Raw genomic sequence first — 17417 nt, forward strand, 5'->3', positions numbered from 1 at the left:
TGTTGACGCCAGGGAACGAGGGGACCCGGCAAAGCCCGGTATAATAGGCGGCTTGTCATCCCGGCGCAGCCCATGACCATCCCCGCTCTGCACGTCACGAATCTCCGGAAAACCTACGGCAACGGCGTGGAGGCCCTCAAGGGCATCTCCCTGACCGTCCAGCCGGGGGATTTCTTCGCCCTGCTCGGCCCCAACGGTGCCGGCAAATCCACCCTCATCGGCATCCTGTCCTCCCTGGTCAACTCGACCTCGGGCGACGCCGAGATCTTCGGGGTATCGATCCACAAGCACCGCAGCGACGCGATGCGCCTGATCGGCCTGGTCCCCCAGGAGATCAACTTCAACCAGTTCGAGAAGCCCTTCGACATCTGCGTGAACCAGGCCGGTTTCTATGGCGTCGGCCGGGGGGAAGCCCGGGTCCGCGCCGAGAAGTACCTGAAGGAGCTGCGCCTGTGGGACAAGGCGCACCTGCAGGCGCGCACCCTGTCCGGCGGCATGAAGCGCCGCCTCATGATCGCCCGCGCGATGATGAACGAGCCGAAGCTGCTGATCCTCGACGAACCGACGGCCGGTGTCGATATCGAGATCCGGCGCTCGATGTGGCAGTTCGTCTCGGGCATCAACGAGGCCGGCACGACGGTGATCCTCACCACGCATTACCTCGAGGAAGCGGAACAGCTCTGCCGCAACATCGCCATCATCGACCAGGGCCGCATCGTCCAGAACACGTCGATGAAGAGCCTCCTCGCCACCCTCGACGTCGAGACCTTCGTGCTCGACGTGGCCAGCGTGCCGGCCAACCTGCCGACCCCGGCCGGCGTGGTGCTGCGCGTCCTGGACGACCACACCATCGAAGCCGAGATGTCCCGCTCACACGACCTCAACTCCCTGTTCGCCACGCTCTCCGGTCACGGCGTCACCGTGACCTCGATGCGCAACAAGTCCAACCGGCTGGAGGAACTCTTCGTCCGCCTGGTCGAGCACGGCCGGGAGAACGCGGCATGAGCGCCTCCACCAACCTCGTCGCGCTGGGCACTCTCGTCCGTCGCGAGATCATGCGCATCATGCGTATCTGGACGCAGACGCTGATCCCGCCGGCCATCACGATGACGCTGTACTTCGTCATCTTCGGCAAGCTGATCGGCAGCCGTATCGGTGAGATGCATGGTTTCACGTACATGCAGTACATCGTGCCGGGTCTGGTCATGATGAGCATCATCACCAACAGCTACGGCAACATCTCGTCATCCTTCTTCGGCGCCAAGTTCGGCCGTTACGTGGAAGAGATGCTGGTGTCGCCGATGCCCAACTGGGTGATCCTGCTCGGCTACGTCATCGGCGCCGTCGTGCGTGGCGTGGTCGTCGGCGCACTGGTACTGCTGATCGCGCTGTTCTTCACCGACCTGCACGTGTCCCATCCGGTCATCACCTTCCTGTCGGTCGTGCTGGGTGCCACGGTGTTTTCGCTGGCCGGCTTCGTCAATGCCGTATTCGCGAAGAAGTTCGACGACATCGCGCTGGTCCCGACCTTCGTGCTCACCCCGCTGACCTACCTGGGCGGCGTGTTCTACTCGGTCGACCTGCTCGGCCAGCCGTGGCGCTCGATCTCGCTGGTCAACCCGATCCTGTACATGGTCAACGCGTTCCGCTTCGGCGTGCTCGGCGTCAGCGACGTGCCCATCGTCACCGCGTTCATCGTGATGATCGTCTTCGTGGTCGGCCTGTCGGCCGTGGCGCTGCGCCTGCTCAGCCGCGGCGTCGGAATGCGTTCGTAAGCCGATGCGCGTCAACAAGTACATCAGCGAGGCGGGACTCTGCTCGCGACGCGAGGCCGACGAGCTGCTCATCGCCGGCCGCGTCACGATCAACGACGAAGTCGTGAGCACGGGCGCCAAGGCGCTCGACGGCGACGTGGTCAAGGTCGATGGCGAGGTGGTGGTCGCGCGCACGCTGATCGCAAGCCCGTCCAGAAGCCGCGGCGTGTACATCGCACTGAACAAGCCGGTCGGTATCACCTGCACGACGGACCAGACCGTCGACGGCAACATCGTCGACTTCGTCGACCATCCGCAGCGCATCTTTCCGATCGGTCGGTTGGACAAGGACTCCGAAGGCCTCATCCTGATGACCAGCAACGGGGACATCGTCAACGAGATCCTGCGGGCGGAGAACAACCACGAGAAGGAATACCTCGTGGCGGTGAACAAATCCGTGACCGACGAGTTCCTTCGGGGCATGGCCAGGGGCGTGCGCATCCACGGCCAGATGACCCGGCCGTGCAAGGTGAGGAAGATCGCGAAGTTCGGTTTCGCCATCATCCTCACGCAGGGTCTGAACCGGCAGATCCGCCTGATGGCCGCCGAGTTCGGCTACCGGGTGACCCAGTTGCGGCGCGTGCGCGTCGTCAACGTGAAGCTGGGGCACCTGAAGCCCGGCCAGTGGCGCAACCTGACCGAAGCCGAACTGAAGGGCCTCCTGCCCTCGCGGACCCAATGGTAGGTAGTTTCGCCTACGACGCATCAGCGTAAGGTTGACTGAGCGATACCGGTTGCGCCGACACGCGCAAACGAATCCTTGATGGACAATGGTGCCCGCCTGCCGGAGTGGCAGCGCGCACCACATCAAGGACGATCCCGACATGAAGTCACCCCTCCGGCCGGCCATCGTCGCCGTGCTGTTCAGCGCGTCAACCGCGGCAAGCGCCGCCGCGCCCGTCGACGCCTACAACGAATACCTCGCCGCACGTATCCGTATCATGGGTACGACACGGGCGATCGAGCCCGATACGGCCACCTTCCTCGCTCAGTTCCTGCAGACGCCTGCTTCGCCCTATAGCGACCTGGTTGAGCAGCCACTCGTCACGAATACGCCTGCATGGAACGAATACCTGGCCGCCATGCAGCCGGCGGGCGCGGCCGATGGCGACGCCGCGCTGAACGCGCTGCGCCTGCAGACAGGCCTCACCAAGGCCCGACCCGGTGAGGAAGTCACGCTGGAACCTACCGCCGCGCGCGACTACCGCGGCCGCGAGGCGGCCGCCAATGCGATCAAAGCAGGCATCGACCCCGATATCTTCTGGAAGGCGCGGGACATGAGCGGCTCGGCGATCACCGCCGCCGCTGGCTATGCGCTCGCCTTGCAAATGCTGCGCGACGCAGTCGCCGCCAACCCGCCCGAAGACTACGCGCGCATGGCGATCAAGCCAGACGTTCTCGCGCGATACATGAACCAAAGGTACCCCGACAACATTCCCGACGCGGATCTGCGCTATCTGACCACCTGGTTACGTGGATCGCTCGATCTACGGGGCGCACAGATGAAGGGTACAGCCGCACAACGCCTTCCTGCGGCGTATCGACTGGCGCGCGTTGCCGCAGCCTACGCCGATGCCAGCGGCTACTTCACCTCCAAAGGCTATTGCCAGGGAAACGCCGCGCGCCCCGGCGAGCCGACGGGCCCCGAAGCGCTGGAGAACGACCGGCCACTTTGCTTTATCGCCGCGACGGACCGTGGCGTACTCGCGTGGTTCCGTCGACAACTGCGGCTCGACATGTCGGGAATTCCGATGCATGAGAACCCGCACCATGGCCTCGCCAACCTGGCGCGCCTTATCGGCGTGGTTCTGGTGTTCATGGATATGGCCTCGTTCATCGAAACCGCGGACGCATTCGTCACCGAGCGCCTTGCCACCCATGGCGATATCGATGAGGCCGACGCGCAGGTCGCGTCCGAGCGCTCCACCCGACTCAGCTGCAGGATTTCCCCATGAAGACTTTCGTTATGGCTCCGCACGCCATACTCCTCGCGCTCACCCTGGCGGTCGCGCCATGGAGCACGTCTGCCGGCACTATCACGATCGATATGGCCGACGGCAACGCAGTCAGTGAGCTAGCCGCGGAAGGCCGTTCGCACGTCGATGCGATGCGCTCGATGCTGGCCACTGACTATCCGGGCATGGCCGCCAGCGCCAATCGAAACACGATCAGCTACATCCGGCGCGAACTCGTCGGGGCCACTGTCGCACGCATTGAATATACCTACGAAAAAAACGGCAGAACTTACAGAACCGTCTACCACGCCCGAAGCGGTCGTTCTATGAAAACCATTGCCGATGTCGGCATTTCCAAGAAGGAAAAGGGCAGCGGTTCCTCGGCATCCGACACCAACGATACCGATGCGTCGACAGGCAATGCCTCCATCGATGAGCTCCCGGGACAGGAGGCGAAAGAAACCGTCTTCTACACGAACGACGCACCGGGGGATGTGCGTGCAACGTCCCTGCCGGATGTAGAGGGAGGTATCGAGGAAACCAACTTCGGCGATGTCGCATCGCATGCGAACGACGCCGAACTGAAGATCGTTCGCCGCATGGATGTCGACATCCGGGAGGGCGCCGTAAGCGCAGGCGGAACGGTCGATGGCTTCGTCAGCAAGACAGTCTGCGCGTCATGCAAAGCGGCATTCAATGAGCTTGCGAGCCGCTACGATATCAACGGGTCGATTCACCAGATGATCGAGCCGGAGAAGATGGTGGTCGGTAACCGCGTCGTCACGATCAAGCCCGTCGGCGACGATCCGATCGCGAAAAGCCGTAGAGCCTCTATCGAGCTCCGATCGAGCCGCAACGCGTACACCAACGAGCAGATCACGAAGGAGAACCTGGGTCGAACCCGTTCAGCCTTGAGAGCGGCCGGCGCCATCGAACGCGCCGAGACAACGACCGCCACCGCCGAAGAAGCCGAGGCCTGCAACTCGTGACAAAACGCATGCGTTTTATCGTCGTCGCGTTCGTCGCACTCGCCGGCCCTGCCGAGGTACAAGCCACCCGCGTCACGGGTGCGGACGTCCTCGCCCGCTGGCAACGGACGCGCATCGCGCGCCTTGGCGGAGAGCAGGCATCGTTGGCCGCGCAGGACATCGCCCGGCAAATGCTCTCGAATCCGGGCTCTCCGTACAGCGACCTGATCGCCCAGCCCGAGTTCACCAATGACGTGGACTGGGTGGCCACCGTCGACGCGTTCTCGGCCCGCGGCCTCACGGCCGCGGGTGCGCTCGCCGCGTTGCAGTGGGATCTCGGCATGACGAGAGCGCGTCCCCGGATGGATATCAAAGTGAAGGCGGGCTTTCGCGATGACTTCGTCGCCGCCAGCGCGATCAAGGCCGACGTCGATGCCGACGTGTTCTGGCATATGCTCGATCTGACGGGTTATCGTCACTCCACGAAGGCCGCGGTGTACGCGGTCGGCATGCAGATTCTCCGTGCGCAGGCGATCGCGGTTCCTTCTGACGAGTGGATAGCCAAAGCGATCGACCCAGACGTATTTACGCGTGTGATGCGTGCGCAGCATATGGACCAGCTGCGTCCCTACGATCTGGAGTACCTTTCTACGCTCGTGCAATACCGGCTGATCCACTGGAAAGCGGGCGCGGAAAGCTCGTCGGGGCATCGAAGCCTGCCGGTCGTTTACCGTGTAGCGCGCACTGCGGCCGCCTACCGCGATGCCCAGGGATATGCGGGCAGTTCGCCCTGCACCCGCGATGGCACACCTCGCGCGTCATCGGCGGGCACAGGTGGCGATGACGACCGGCCCCTGTGCTTCGCCGCTGCCACCGACCGCGCAGTGCATGCCTGGTATCTGGCGGAGTACACGCGCCAAAGCACCTACGTGCCGGAACACCATGATGACGGCCTCAGCCGTCTGGCCAGGTTCGCCGGCCTGGTTCTGACGCTGGTGGACCTGGCCGGCGTTCTCGAGTTCGTCGAGGCCACCGTGGCAGAGAGCCTGGTCACCTCGGAAGCCATCGGCGATGCCGAGGCCGAGGCATCGTTCGCGCGCGCCGACCTGCTTTCGTGCCCCATTCCGGAGTGAGGCCCATGCATCGCCACCTGATCGTTTCCCTGGGGGCAGGCGTTGCCGCCCTCGTCGTCGTCCACGCGCGCGCGGCACCCGTCGTGATCGAGTCGGTCGGCCTCGACAAAGGCAATGTCACGGCCCAGCTCGAACGCAGCAGCCAGTACTTCGTCAATGCGATGCGTAAGCTCATCGTGCAAAGCTATCGCGAGCAGTACCGCGCGATCCGCTGGGAAGGCCTCGAGGAGACGATGACCAGATCGCGGGTCGCCCGTTTCGAATACCGTTTCACGCTGAATGGGGTCGACCAAGTCAGGGTCTACCACGCGATGGATGGCCTACCCCTGAGCGTCATCGCCGACGATGCCTTCGGCGGCACCACGCCACGGGGATCACCTACTCCACCGCAGTCGCCGGGCAGCCTCGACGGATCATCGGGCAGCGACATCGAGGAGACGAGCGCCACGGAGACGTTCGGCGCAGCGAACGATCTCGTCGACGCGGATATCGGCGACGACCTGCTGTTCGATGAGTTCGACAGCATGAACGTGCGTGCGCGTGTCCTCCCCTCGTCCGGCTCGGTACTGGCAAGCTACACGGCCCCCGGCGCGCAAGGCGGCCTCGATGCCGAGTTCAAGGCCATGCGCACGATCGAAAATGACATCCGTGCGGGTGTGATCCCTCGTGGTGGACGCATACGCGGTGCAATCGGCGGCGCTACGTGCGGCTCCTGTGAGGATGCCATGCGCAGGCTGTCGGACGAATACAGTGTCGACGTCAGGGTCAGCCACATGTTCGGCTCCATTCCCAGCGGCGAGCAGCGCGCCCTGATCGAGTCCGGCAGCGCCCGTCTCAAAGGTCGCATGCTGGTCGGCTCCGAGGGTGAGCCGCTACTGGCCCGCGACGTGCTGGACAGCGCGCGCGCCGCCCAGATTCACCGCGACCTGAGTCCGCGCGCTCTCGACCGGACGTTCAAGGGCTTTTCGTGGCGGCGGCGGTCGTTTCGCCTGGGTCCACCGCGCCTGCCCCGGGTCTCGGAGGGGTCGTCCACGGAAGACACCGCCGTCTCTGCGGAACCGTCGGCCGCGCCCGGATGCTGACAGGGAGGGGTACCGGGGGACGATGTGCGATCATGCCGCCATGGATACCTTTGCTTCCCTGCCCCTAAAGCCCGCCCTGCTCTCCGCCGTCGAGGGCATCGGCTACACGTCGATGACGCCCATCCAGCGGGACAGTCTGCCGCCGATTCTCGAGGGCCGCGACGTCATCGCCCAGGCCCGCACCGGCAGTGGCAAGACGGCGGCGTTCGGGCTGGGGCTGCTACAGCAGCTCGACCCCGACGAAATCCGCCTGCAGGCACTCGTGCTGTGCCCCACCCGTGAACTGGCCGACCAGGTCAGCAAGGCGCTGCGACGGCTGGCCGTGAACATCCCGAACGTGAAGCTGCTGACGCTCTGCGGCGGCATGCCGCTCGGCCCGCAGCTGGCGTCGCTGGAACACGATCCGCACATCGTCGTCGGCACGCCGGGCCGGGTGCAGGAGCACCTCAAACGCGAGAGCCTGCACGGTGGCGGCATCAAGATGCTGGTGCTGGACGAGGCGGACCGGATGCTCGACATGGGTTTCGAAGAGGCCATCGACGACATCGTCAAGCGGATCTCGAAGCACCACCAGACGCTGCTGTTCTCCGCCACGTATCCGGACGACATCCGCACCATGAGCGGTCGCGTCCAGCGCAACCCCGTCACGGTGACCGCCGATGAACCGCACGACGTCCCGACCATCGAGCAACGCGTGGTCGAGGTCGAGCCGGCGCAGAAGGCCGATGTTCTCGCACGCATCCTGTCGCACGAAAAGCCCGAGGCCGCCCTGGTCTTCTGCAACATGCGCAAGGACACCGAGAGTCTGGCCGCTGAGCTCGACCGGCGTGGCTTCACGGCGCTCGCCCTGCATGGCGATCTCGAACAACGCGATCGTGACGAGGTGCTGGTGCGCTTCGCCAACCACAGCTGCTCGATCCTCGTGGCGACCGACGTCGCCGCGCGAGGACTCGACATCGCCGCGCTGCCGCTGGTGGTGAGCTTCGACATCGCGCACGACGTGGATACGCACACGCATCGGATCGGGCGCACCGGTCGCGCCGGTGCCAACGGCATGGCCATCTCGCTGGCGAGCTCCCGCGAGTTGCCGAAGATCAAGGCGATCGAAGAGCGTCTCGGCGGCACGATCCCGCGGCATCCGGCCCGCGCGCAACCCGAAGGGAAGAAAGTCCTCAACCTCGCGCCGATGAAGACCCTGGTCATCGACGGTGGCCGTAAAGACAAGATGCGCCCCGGTGACATCCTCGGTGCGCTGACCGGCGACGCGGGCCTGGACGGCAAGGACATCGGCAAGATCGACGTGTTTGCGACGCGCGCATACGTGGCGATCCGACGGGATCTCGCCAACCGGGCGCTCGAGCGCTTGCGCGCCGGGAAGATCAAGGGGCGCACGTTTCGCGTACGCCCCTTAGGTTGAGCGGCTCGCTCAGTCGGCCACCTCGCCATCCCCCGGTGTGTCGATGCATGCGACCCCAACCCGGGCAGCCGGCGACTCAGCCGACTGGTTCAACAGGTTCAGCTGCCCCCCGTTGACCGCCACCTCAATGGACGTCAGATGCTGGTGCCGGAGACGGTCGAACGCCGTATATGCCGCGCTGCCAAAACCGAGAAACGAGACCCTCACGGTGATGTTACGGCGGTCCGACAGTGCCTGTAGTGCCGCTTCGCAGGACGCACAAGGCTCCTGACTCGAGAACCCATAGAGCTGACCTCCCGCCGGAACGCGACCCGCCAGAATGTCGCGCTCGATGCGCTGGGCGACCTTCAGCTCCGCGTCGCGCTTACGCTGCTGCGGAAAGTTGTCGCCGGGAACGGGAGACACGGTCACCGTACTCGTGTTGGGCCGTGCATCGTGCCAGGCGACGATGTCGGCGCCCTGATGCGTGAAGAAACTCCGGTAGGACCTGGGCGCACGAACACCGGCCATGCCCGTGTTCGGCTCGTTATGCCCCGAGCGTGCGTGATACACGCGCTGCATCGACCGGCCGTTGACTGAGTACTCGTAGGTGAAACTGACGAAGGTGGCCGTCGCGAACTGCCGCGAGAATGCCGCGAACTGAGCGGTGCTGGGTGTGCCGCCGTCGAGCACCGTTACATACCATTCCTGAGCGGGTCGTATGTGCGTCTGGAACGATGCGAGGATTCGTGCGTTGACGCTGCCCGTACCTACCGCGTCTACGCGACGTTTCAATACGGGTCCCGCTACGGACCAGGCCGACGCGAACAGCAAGCCGATGGCAAGAAGATAAGCCCCGAAAAGCCCGTAACGATGTTTCATGGCAGGGACCTCCGGCAGATGAGCAGATTGGCTCGTTCGACGAGACGGTAGAAGGTGATGTCGTGACTGCCCGAGGCGTCCCCAGCGAGCGCCATCTGTGCCTCGACAACCTCGACATGGTTCGACCAGTCCAGCGCCTGGTTCGTGTACGCGCCCGCCCAGGCGGGACGGACGTCGGCAAAGGTGTCGATCAGGCGCGCCGCGACGTCGAAGCGGGAGAATGCTTCGGGCGCCTGCGCCAACTGGTGTGCGCGAGCGGCGCGATACCACCGATAGACGGCCCGGTCGGTTGCGTCGGTAAAGCAGATGGGGCGCGACAAGTCCTCGGGATTGTCGCCCGATGTCGCCGGATCTCGCTGCCCGTCGGCCAGACATGCCGTGTAGAGGGGCGGTTGCGACGTGCGATAGGCGGCCGCCACCCGGGCGATGCGCAGGGGAGTCGGCAGTTCTCGCTGAGGTACCGCATTCGAGCCTTCGGCATTTGCCCGGCCCGCATTCCATAGCGACAGTTCCAGACGCAGGACATCCGCGAGGTAGGCGAGATCGGCGTCCGGGATATCCGCAAGATTATCGGCAGCCTCGAACCGTCCAAGCGCATGCGCGTTGACGCCCAACATGCCGCGGTCGTCGACCGGTGTGGTGTCGACCCAATGCCGGAGCACTTCCAGAGCCACGGCCATCTCCGCCGTGATCATGGAGAGCTCCGTGCCGCTGAGCTTGTATGCGAGATCGAAATAACGCCGCCGCACACCCGCTTTTTCCAGGCTGGCGGAGACCAGGGGATGATGTGCGGTGACCGGAAGTCGTTGCGGATACCCGGGAAGGACCTGATATCCGATGAGGGCCTTATCGAAGCCCAGGTCCCATGCGATCTTTCGTCCGCTGGAAACATCGGCGGGGAAGACATCGGGGCGTGGCGGCTCGCCGGCGATCCTGGAGAAGAGATGCGGATGCAGGTCGCTGTATATGGAGCCCGGGTCTTTCAGATACTCGCTACGCCAGGCGACATCCGCCTGGAGAGGATGAAAGTCGCCGAGACTATGCGCGTCCATCCTGGCGAGCGAGTGAAACGTCCACGCCTGAAACGCGTCACCGAGTGACGGGGGCGCGTGGAATCGCTCCGCCGTTGGCGTAGCGACGGCATGGGCGGACGCCAGCAGCAAAAAGACGATCGTCCTTCCGTGGTAACGATGAACGCGCCGCGGTGCTTTGAGGTGTCGTTTCATTCGGCGACCTCCACCTGCGACGTTCGCATACACGTCGGCACTGGCGACGCCCCGGAAGAAGCAGCGTACGGGCGGTTCAACGAAGTGCCATTCAGCGCCGCATAAATCGACTCGATATACTGCTTGCGAAAGTTCTGAAAGCGTCGATGAGCGGAACCGCCCTCGACATAATGAGTGACTCTGACCGATATCCCCCATCTGTCCGAGAGCGTGCGCAAGGCGCTTTCGCAGGTCCCGCAAAGGGCTGCGCTGCTGAATCCGCGCAATGTTCCGCCCGAAGACACCAGACCGTCACGAATATCGCGCTCGATCTGGCGGGCAATCTTACGTTCGGCATCGCGGCCCGCAGGAAGCCTCTCGCGATTCCACACTACCGTGTCTGCGGACACACGGGAAAAGTACGACGCGTAGGGCGCGGCGCGTCGTGAAGAAGGCAGGGCACTCCACGGGTTATTGGCGCCGGAACGACCATGGTAGACGTGCGTCATGGCGTTTCCGTCCCGGTTGTATTCGTAGGTAAAACTGACGATGCGATCGGTCTCCAGCGACTGGCCAAAGCGATCGAACGTTTCGCGAGCCACGGGTCGCCCATGAAAGGCATCGACGTACCATTTCCGGGCCGCATCGGCATGCGCGTCGAAAGACGCCAGGAGCCTGGCCATGACACCTGACCTGAGAAAGTCATCCTTGAGCGGCTCTTTGATCACTTCCGCCGCTCCGGACGAATCAGCCACGGAAACCAAAGCAAGAAACAAGCCGCCGATGACGAGGTTTCGCCGACGAAAGGTCATGGCTCACGACTCCGGCAGATGCGCTGATTGGCGCGGGTTGTCATGCGCAAAAAACCGGCCTCGTCGGACGCCATTGAGCCAAGCGTCTGAGTCGCGACCAGTTGCGCCTCGATGATTTCGGCGTGGACCGCCCAGTCAGCCGCCTCGTCGGCATAGGCACCGGCCCAGACAGGACGAACATCGGCGAAGTGCGCGATCAATCGCGCAGCCTGGTCGAAATGGGCAAAGTCGTCGGAAGACGTCGCAAGCTCGGTGGCACGCCTTGCGCGATACCAGCGGTACACGGCACGATCCGTTGCACCCATAAAGCAGATGGGCCGATCGAGTCGTTCCGGTATGAGGCCCGCTTGCTCCGGATCATGGCTACCGTTGGCATGGCATGCGGAATAACCGGGTCGGCTGCCATGCCAGGCTGCCGCGGTTCGCGCTACGCGTAGCGGCGTCGGAATGGCGATGGCGCCATTGATGTCACCCGGGGGAACGCCCAGTTGGGCCACTGTGAGTTCCATTCGCAGGATGTCTGCCAGGTAGGAAAGGTCTTGTTCGGTGAGATCCGCCAGCGTGGTCGCGGACCAGAAGTGCGCGAGCGTGGCCCGGCGAATGCCGTACCGCTCCGGATCATCCATCGAGTCCGACCATCGGTTGAGCGTTGCGATGGAGAGCGCCAGCTGTGCGCCGAGCGTCGACAGTTCGGCGCCACTCAATGCCATCGCCTTTTCGAGTATGTCCGGCCCGATATCCGCCTTGAACAGGTTGAAGCGCGCGTTATCGTCAAACGGTTCGACGTGATACCAGCCGAACGGCTGCGAGGTGACCTTGCGCAGATCGGTGGGAAGCGCCTTATACAGCCCGAGATTCCAGGCGATCATTCGATTGACACCGGCGTCGATCGGGAAAGATCCAGACTCGTCACTCTGCACCCGGGGACTCCGGGGCCAGACAAGGGTTGGATGCGAGCCCGTGCCTTCGCTATAAGCCAACCCCTCGCGCGGGTTTCCTGTCCGGGGGACGTACTCGTTCGCCGCCAGAGCGACAGGAGCGGCGAGGTCGCTGTAGATCGAGTCGGGCGTCTCCAGGTATTCACTACGCCAGACTTCATCGGAGTGAAACGGTGATCTCGTTGTCGGACCGCCCTGCCCCGCGCGTTTCAATGAAAGCAGGGTCCACCGGGCGTGGTGATCGCCGCGGATGAATTCCTCGTGGATGAGCCCCTGACTCCGGGCATCCGCGACGGACGCCGCCAACAGAGCAAGCAGAGGTACGCAGGCTTTCGCCGCTGTGACGACCTTCATGGTCGAGCGCATAAATGACCTCCCTGGTAGAGGCGGTCATTCCATCGATTTTCGTGCGAACAGACCATCGGGCGAGCCCGCGGAAAAGTGTAGGCACGACGGTGCAACCAACGTGGTTGGGAACTAGGTACCCCGCGGCTTCGCCCGATGCGTCGCCGTGGCCGTCCACGGATCATCCGGCCACGGATGGCGGGGATACCGGCCCTTCAGTTCTTTCTTAACTTCCGGATACGTACGATTCCAGAAACCCGCCAGATCCTGCGTCACCTGGATGGGTCGGCCTGCTGGCGAAAGCAGATGAAGCATCACGGCGATACGCCCATCGCCAACGCGCGGCGTGTCGGCAAGGCCGAACAGCTCCTGCAGCTTGACCGCGAGCACGGGCGGAGCGCCAGGCTCGTCATCGCGTTCACCGTATTCCAGTCGCCGCGTCATGCCACTGGGCACTTTCAGTTCTTCCGGTGCATGTGCGTCAAGCGCGCGGCGTTGTTCGTAGTCGAGCATCGCGCCGAGCGCCTCCGACAGTTCCGCCGCCTGGAGCGCATCCAGACGGCGCTTGCCGGAGAGATACGGTGACAGCCAGGTATCCATCGAAGCCAGCAAGGCGTCATCGTCGACGTCGGGCAGACCCAGCTCGGGTCGCCATGCGCGCAAGGCACCGATACGTGCACGAAGGCGGCGCGCGGCGTCGCTCCACGGCAGCGAGGAGATACCTCGCGAGCGTATCGCGGCGAGCAGTGCGGGGATGGCATCGTCGGCACGCATCGGCAGGGGCTTTCGCGATATCGGCAATGCGTCGAAGCGGCGCTCCTCGAACGCTTCGGCGATCTGCCGCGTATCGTCCCAGCGCAGCACGCGCTCGGTGACGAAGCGCCCGGCATGGTCGCGCTCGAGAACGTCGGGGTCGAACGGTGCGCCCGCGTAGATCAGGCTGTCACGCGCTTCGAGCCGCAGGTCGAGGACGACGATCCATGGTTCGCCGTGCAGCGCACTGTTTTCGTGCAGCCGTGCGCCGCGCCCGTTGGCAAGGAGGTAGCGTGACGCCTGCGACTCCTCTCTCCGGGCGACCCGGTCGGGAAAGGCATGCACGAGCAGATCGCCGACCGTATGCGTGTCGGGCACACCGCTCGCCGCGGTACGCACGTTGAGCCGGCGTCGCCAACCCGAGGCCGCCTTCTCGATCGCTGCCAACGCGCCGATATCCGCCGAGCCGGCGCGCGCACCCCGCGCGCCCGCATCGCGCCACAGGTGCAGGGCCGCGACACGGTGACGGAAATCGTCGCTGCGAGCCTGCTCGCCGCGCAACGGCGAGCGCGCTTCCACCAGCGCGAGCAGATCGGCCACCAGCGACCGCAACGCCATGGGCGCGCGCAAGGCCGCCGCGGCGAGCCGGGGCGTGGCTCCAAGGGCCAGCATGTCGCGCCCAAGCCGCGTCATCGCCGACGCGTCATCGAGCGCGCCAAGCCGCCGGAGAAGGTCGCGGGCCTGACTCATGGCCCCCACCGGCGGCGCATCCAGCCAGGGCAAGGCGTCGCTGCCCCATCCGGCAAGCTCCAGCGCCAGGCCGGACAATTCCGTATGTTCGATCTCGGCCGAGCGCGAGGGCTCGAGGCGGCGACTCTGCGGCCATAGCCGGTAAGCGGTGCCTTCGGCTACACGACCGGCGCGACCCGCGCGCTGGTCGGCCGAGGCCTGCGAAATGTTGACCGTCTCCAGGCGGGCGAAGCCGGAGTTCGGATCGAAGCGGGGCTCACGCGCGAGACCGGCATCCACGACCGCGCGGATACCCGGCAGCGTGACGCTCGATTCGGCGACGTTCGTCGCCAGCACGACCCGGCGTGTGCCGGGATCCGCAGGCGTCAGAGCGAGCTGCTGCTCCGCGAGCGAGAGCTCACCATGCAGGGCGACCACTTCGACGTGTTCGTCGCGCCGCTCGATCAGGCCCCGGGCTCGCTCGATCTCGCGACGGCCCGGGAGAAACGCGAGCACGTCGCCATCATTCTCCGCGAGCGCCTGCATCACGGCGCGTGCGAGGTGCTGCTCCGTCGTCTCCTGCGCGCGTGCGGCGACGTGCTCGATACGGACAGGAAAACTCCGGCCCGGGCTGCTGATCCTCGGCGCATCGAACCATTGCGCGATCCGCTCGCCGTCCAGCGTGGCCGACATCACCATCAGGCGCAGATCCGGACGAAGCCCGGCCTGCACGTCCAGCGCGAGCGCCGCGCCGAGGTCGCCCGCCAGATGACGCTCGTGGAATTCGTCGAACAGAATGGCGCCGATGCCGTCGAGCGAGGGATCGTCCTGAATCATGCGACTGAGGATGCCCTCGGTCACCACTTCGATCCGCGTCCGGGGGCCCGTACGGGACTCGAAGCGGATCCGGTATCCGATGGTACCGCCCACGTCTTCGCCCAGCTGGGCCGCCATGAACGATGCCGCCGCGCGCGCCGCGATACGGCGCGGCTCCAGCATGATGATGCGCTGCCCCGCCAGCCATGGCGCATGCAGCAGCGCAAGGGGCACCTGAGTGGTCTTACCGGCGCCGGGAGGCGCCTCGAGCACGAGCCGGGGCCGCTGATCGAGCGAGGCGACGATCTCGGGCAGCAGCGGCGAAATGGGAAACGAAGAAGTCATGCGCCGGCTATGGTACGCAAGCCGGCGCCGGATCGTGCATTTCGTCAGCCGCCTTCGACGGTACGCGTTCCCGCAGGCGCGGTGGCGGAGGCTTCCAGGGGTCGCAACGCGCGGAACGACCGCCTGTAATCGTCGAGCACCCGCCTGGCTTCCATGCCGTTCGCGATCACCCGGGGAGTGATCAGCACGACCAGTTCCGTCCGCCGGCCGGTGGTTTCCTTGTTGCGAAACAGTGCGCCCAGCAGGGGGATGCGCGACAGGCCCGGCACGCCAACGGTCGACTGCGTGTCCAGCTCGCGAATGAGGCCACCGAGGAGGACGGTCTGTCCGCTCTGCACGGCGACCTGCGTGGTCAGCTTGCGCTTCATGATGGGGAGATTGGGACCGGTCGCCGTGCGGTCGGCGCGGCTGACCTCCTGTTGCACGTCCATGTAGACCAGACCACCGGGATTGATCCGGGGCCGCACGTCGAGAATTACGCCGGTGTCCTTGTATTCCACCTGGCCGACCATGTTGCCGCTGCCGGCGGCGGTATTGACGTACGTCTGCGTGACCGGCAGCTGGTCGCCCACCTGGATGCGCGCCTTGCGATTGTTGACGACGACCAGCGAGGGAGCGGACAGGATCTTGGTCTTGCCGGACTGCTCCATGGCCCGGAGCTTCACGCTCAGTTCGTTGTTGACGAACGAATAGAAGAGCGCATCCGGTCGCGCCTGCATGGCGTCGAGCGCGCCACCCAGCGCCCATTGCTGCTTGTTGCCCGGTTGGGTTACGGCACCGTTTCCGCCCGCCAGCCCTTCGAGGTACCACTGGACGCCGAAACGGAACTCGTCACTCAACGCCACTTCGAGGATTCGCGTCTCGATCTGCACCTGAAGCGGGACCGCATCGAGGCGCTCGATCGCCTTGCGCACATCGGCCCATTCCGAGGGACGGGCGCGGACCATCAGCTGATTGTTCGCGTCGATCGCGGTCACGCGAATACCGTTCGCCGTGGGACCCGCCGAGGATGGCGAAGGTACCGAAGGCGGCTGGTAGAAGTCCTTGTCGTCGGCGCCCGTTCCGCCGAACGCATTCGACGTATCGCCGCTGTCGTCGCCCAATGCACCCGTACCCAGACCCGGAGCGACCCGCCCTCCCGCATCGCCGTCGACCGCGGCACCGAAGACACCGGCAATGTACCGGGCGACATCGGACGCGGGCAGGTTGCGAAGATCGTAGACGAACAGACGCGGCTCGTTGCCACCACCGCCGTCGATGCGCGCAATCCATTCGCCCACGCGGGCCACGTGTTCCTCGCGCGTACCGATCACGACGAGACTACCCGTGCGCGCGACGGGAATGAAGCGGATGAGCCCGGCCACGGGGGCGCCGCTGCTGGCGCCGAACACGGATTCGAGCGCAGGCAGCAGCTCGTTGACCGACGCGTTCTTCAGGCTGAACACGCCGACCGACATGCCGCCGACCCAGTCGACGTCGAAGGTGTCTATGGTCGCCTGATAGTTGGCGAGTTCGTCCGGCGTGCCCGACAGGACGAGGACATTGCGTGCCGGGTCGGCAAGCAGGACGGCCTCTGGCAGCACGAACGGCGCAAGCAGCTTGGCCATTTCGGGAGCGGAGACATAACGCAGGGCATACAGGCGGGCGGACATGCCCGCAGCGGGCGCACCCGCTTTCAGACGGGGCACCAGATGGCCCGCCACCGCCTGCCCCGCCGGAAGAACGTTGTAGCGTCCATGCTCATGAACGAGGGCATTCCCCGTCCAGGACAGGAGGGTTTCGAGAATGGGCAGGGCTTCGTCACGCGCGACCGGTTGCGCGGTGGAGAAGGAGATCGTGCCTCTTACGCCAGGGAGCACCGCGTAGTTCGCCTCGAGCAGATCGCCGAGAATCGCCTTGACCACGGCCTCGACGGGTTGATCCTCGAAATTGAACGTCACCGCGCCGCTGCCCTTCGCCGCCGCGCGTGGCGAGCGCAGCGCCTGCGGGTGAACGAAGCGACCGCTGCCCGCGTGGATTTCCGTCGACGCCGCGGTGCCGACGGTGCCATCCGTCTGGTTGGCGTCGTCGAGTGGCAACGGCGCGGGCACCGGCTTGTCGGTTCCCGCCATCGCTTCGCGTTCAAGCGCGACCGAAGCCATGCGCGATGAATGCGAGGCGCAGCCGACCATCAGCAGGGCCGATAAGGTGGCCGCGCCGAGTGTGGATGGTTTCATGTGCTGCTGCTCCTTCCTTGGGGGCGCG

The 17417-nt window shown here is 65.1% G+C and carries 14 protein-coding genes; 8 read left to right on the top strand and 6 right to left on the bottom strand.

The window, feature by feature from the left end:
- Positions 1–72 precede the first annotated feature (72 nt).
- The 8 genes from B5X73_RS17755 to dbpA all read left to right on the top strand — a co-directional run bounded on the left by B5X73_RS17755 (position 73) and on the right by dbpA (position 8369).
- On the top strand, positions 73–1005 hold the full coding sequence (locus B5X73_RS17755; protein WP_079522747.1) for an ABC transporter ATP-binding protein: 933 nt from the start codon (positions 73–75) through the stop codon (positions 1003–1005).
- Positions 1002–1775, top strand: a complete 774-nt coding sequence (locus B5X73_RS17760) for an ABC transporter permease (RefSeq protein ID WP_079522748.1) — start codon at positions 1002–1004, stop codon at positions 1773–1775. Before B5X73_RS17755 ends, B5X73_RS17760 begins: the two co-directional genes overlap by 4 nt.
- A 4-nt stretch (positions 1776–1779) precedes the next feature.
- The gene (locus B5X73_RS17765) at positions 1780–2499 is read left to right on the top strand and encodes a pseudouridine synthase (protein WP_036109873.1); all 720 of its coding nucleotides are present in this window, start codon (positions 1780–1782) and stop codon (positions 2497–2499) included.
- A gap of 172 nt (positions 2500–2671) precedes the next feature.
- The gene (locus B5X73_RS17770; RefSeq protein ID WP_139382826.1) at positions 2672–3769 is read left to right on the top strand and encodes a hypothetical protein; all 1098 of its coding nucleotides are present in this window, start codon (positions 2672–2674) and stop codon (positions 3767–3769) included.
- An 11-nt stretch (positions 3770–3780) separates the two neighbouring features.
- Positions 3781–4758: a hypothetical protein gene (locus tag B5X73_RS17775; protein ID WP_217699790.1), complete on the top strand. Its 978-nt coding sequence runs from the start codon at positions 3781–3783 to the stop codon at positions 4756–4758.
- Between the two features lie 8 nt (positions 4759–4766).
- A complete protein-coding gene (locus B5X73_RS17780) occupies positions 4767–5870 on the top strand; it encodes a hypothetical protein (RefSeq protein WP_079522751.1) in 1104 nt (367 codons plus the stop codon).
- A 5-nt stretch (positions 5871–5875) separates the two neighbouring features.
- Positions 5876–6952, top strand: a complete 1077-nt coding sequence (locus B5X73_RS17785) for a hypothetical protein (protein WP_079522752.1) — start codon at positions 5876–5878, stop codon at positions 6950–6952.
- Positions 6953–6992: 40 nt separating this feature from the next.
- Complete coding sequence (gene dbpA, locus B5X73_RS17790; RefSeq protein WP_079522775.1) at positions 6993–8369, top strand: ATP-dependent RNA helicase DbpA; 1377 nt, start codon at positions 6993–6995, stop codon at positions 8367–8369.
- A 9-nt stretch (positions 8370–8378) separates the two neighbouring features.
- Here the strand turns inward: dbpA and B5X73_RS17795 are convergent, their stop codons facing one another.
- From B5X73_RS17795 to gspD, 6 genes are all read right to left on the bottom strand, one after another.
- On the bottom strand, positions 8379–9230 hold the full coding sequence (locus B5X73_RS17795) for a hypothetical protein (protein ID WP_079522753.1): 852 nt from the start codon (positions 9228–9230) through the stop codon (positions 8379–8381).
- The gene (locus tag B5X73_RS17800; RefSeq protein WP_079522754.1) at positions 9227–10456 is read right to left on the bottom strand and encodes a hypothetical protein; all 1230 of its coding nucleotides are present in this window, start codon (positions 10454–10456) and stop codon (positions 9227–9229) included. Before B5X73_RS17800 ends, B5X73_RS17795 begins: the two co-directional genes overlap by 4 nt.
- Complete coding sequence (locus B5X73_RS17805; RefSeq protein ID WP_079522755.1) at positions 10453–11247, bottom strand: hypothetical protein; 795 nt, start codon at positions 11245–11247, stop codon at positions 10453–10455. Before B5X73_RS17805 ends, B5X73_RS17800 begins: the two co-directional genes overlap by 4 nt.
- Positions 11244–12551: a hypothetical protein gene (locus B5X73_RS17810; protein ID WP_139382827.1), complete on the bottom strand. Its 1308-nt coding sequence runs from the start codon at positions 12549–12551 to the stop codon at positions 11244–11246. Before B5X73_RS17810 ends, B5X73_RS17805 begins: the two co-directional genes overlap by 4 nt.
- Positions 12552–12662: 111 nt before the next feature.
- On the bottom strand, positions 12663–15173 hold the full coding sequence (hrpB, locus tag B5X73_RS17815) for an ATP-dependent helicase HrpB (RefSeq protein WP_079522757.1): 2511 nt from the start codon (positions 15171–15173) through the stop codon (positions 12663–12665).
- Positions 15174–15217: 44 nt separating this feature from the next.
- Positions 15218–17389 (bottom strand): type II secretion system secretin GspD, encoded by a 2172-nt coding sequence (gspD, locus tag B5X73_RS17820; RefSeq protein WP_079522758.1) that lies wholly within the window; start codon positions 17387–17389, stop codon positions 15218–15220.
- Positions 17390–17417 lie beyond the last annotated feature (28 nt).

Source organism: Luteibacter sp. 22Crub2.1 (assembly GCF_900167995.1).
In the GTDB taxonomy this organism is placed as follows: Bacteria; Pseudomonadota; Gammaproteobacteria; order Xanthomonadales; family Rhodanobacteraceae; genus Luteibacter; species Luteibacter mycovicinus.

Excerpts from the sequence above, each read along its gene's own strand:
- B5X73_RS17755 (WP_079522747.1), top strand. The coding sequence starts at position 73 with ATGACCATCCCCGCTCTGCACGTCACGAATCTCCGGAAAACCTACGGC.
- B5X73_RS17760 (WP_079522748.1), top strand. The coding sequence starts at position 1,002 with ATGAGCGCCTCCACCAACCTCGTCGCGCTGGGCACTCTCGTCCGTCGC.
- B5X73_RS17765 (WP_036109873.1), top strand. The coding sequence starts at position 1,780 with ATGCGCGTCAACAAGTACATCAGCGAGGCGGGACTCTGCTCGCGACGC.
- B5X73_RS17775 (WP_217699790.1), top strand. The coding sequence starts at position 3,781 with ATGGCTCCGCACGCCATACTCCTCGCGCTCACCCTGGCGGTCGCGCCA.
- B5X73_RS17780 (WP_079522751.1), top strand. The coding sequence starts at position 4,767 with ATGCGTTTTATCGTCGTCGCGTTCGTCGCACTCGCCGGCCCTGCCGAG.
- B5X73_RS17785 (WP_079522752.1), top strand. The coding sequence starts at position 5,876 with ATGCATCGCCACCTGATCGTTTCCCTGGGGGCAGGCGTTGCCGCCCTC.
- dbpA (WP_079522775.1), top strand. The coding sequence starts at position 6,993 with ATGGATACCTTTGCTTCCCTGCCCCTAAAGCCCGCCCTGCTCTCCGCC.
- B5X73_RS17795 (WP_079522753.1), bottom strand. The coding sequence starts at position 9,230 with ATGAAACATCGTTACGGGCTTTTCGGGGCTTATCTTCTTGCCATCGGC.
- B5X73_RS17800 (WP_079522754.1), bottom strand. The coding sequence starts at position 10,456 with ATGAAACGACACCTCAAAGCACCGCGGCGCGTTCATCGTTACCACGGA.
- B5X73_RS17805 (WP_079522755.1), bottom strand. The coding sequence starts at position 11,247 with ATGACCTTTCGTCGGCGAAACCTCGTCATCGGCGGCTTGTTTCTTGCT.
- B5X73_RS17810 (WP_139382827.1), bottom strand. The coding sequence starts at position 12,551 with ATGCGCTCGACCATGAAGGTCGTCACAGCGGCGAAAGCCTGCGTACCT.
- hrpB (WP_079522757.1), bottom strand. The coding sequence starts at position 15,173 with ATGACTTCTTCGTTTCCCATTTCGCCGCTGCTGCCCGAGATCGTCGCC.
- gspD (WP_079522758.1), bottom strand. The coding sequence starts at position 17,389 with ATGAAACCATCCACACTCGGCGCGGCCACCTTATCGGCCCTGCTGATG.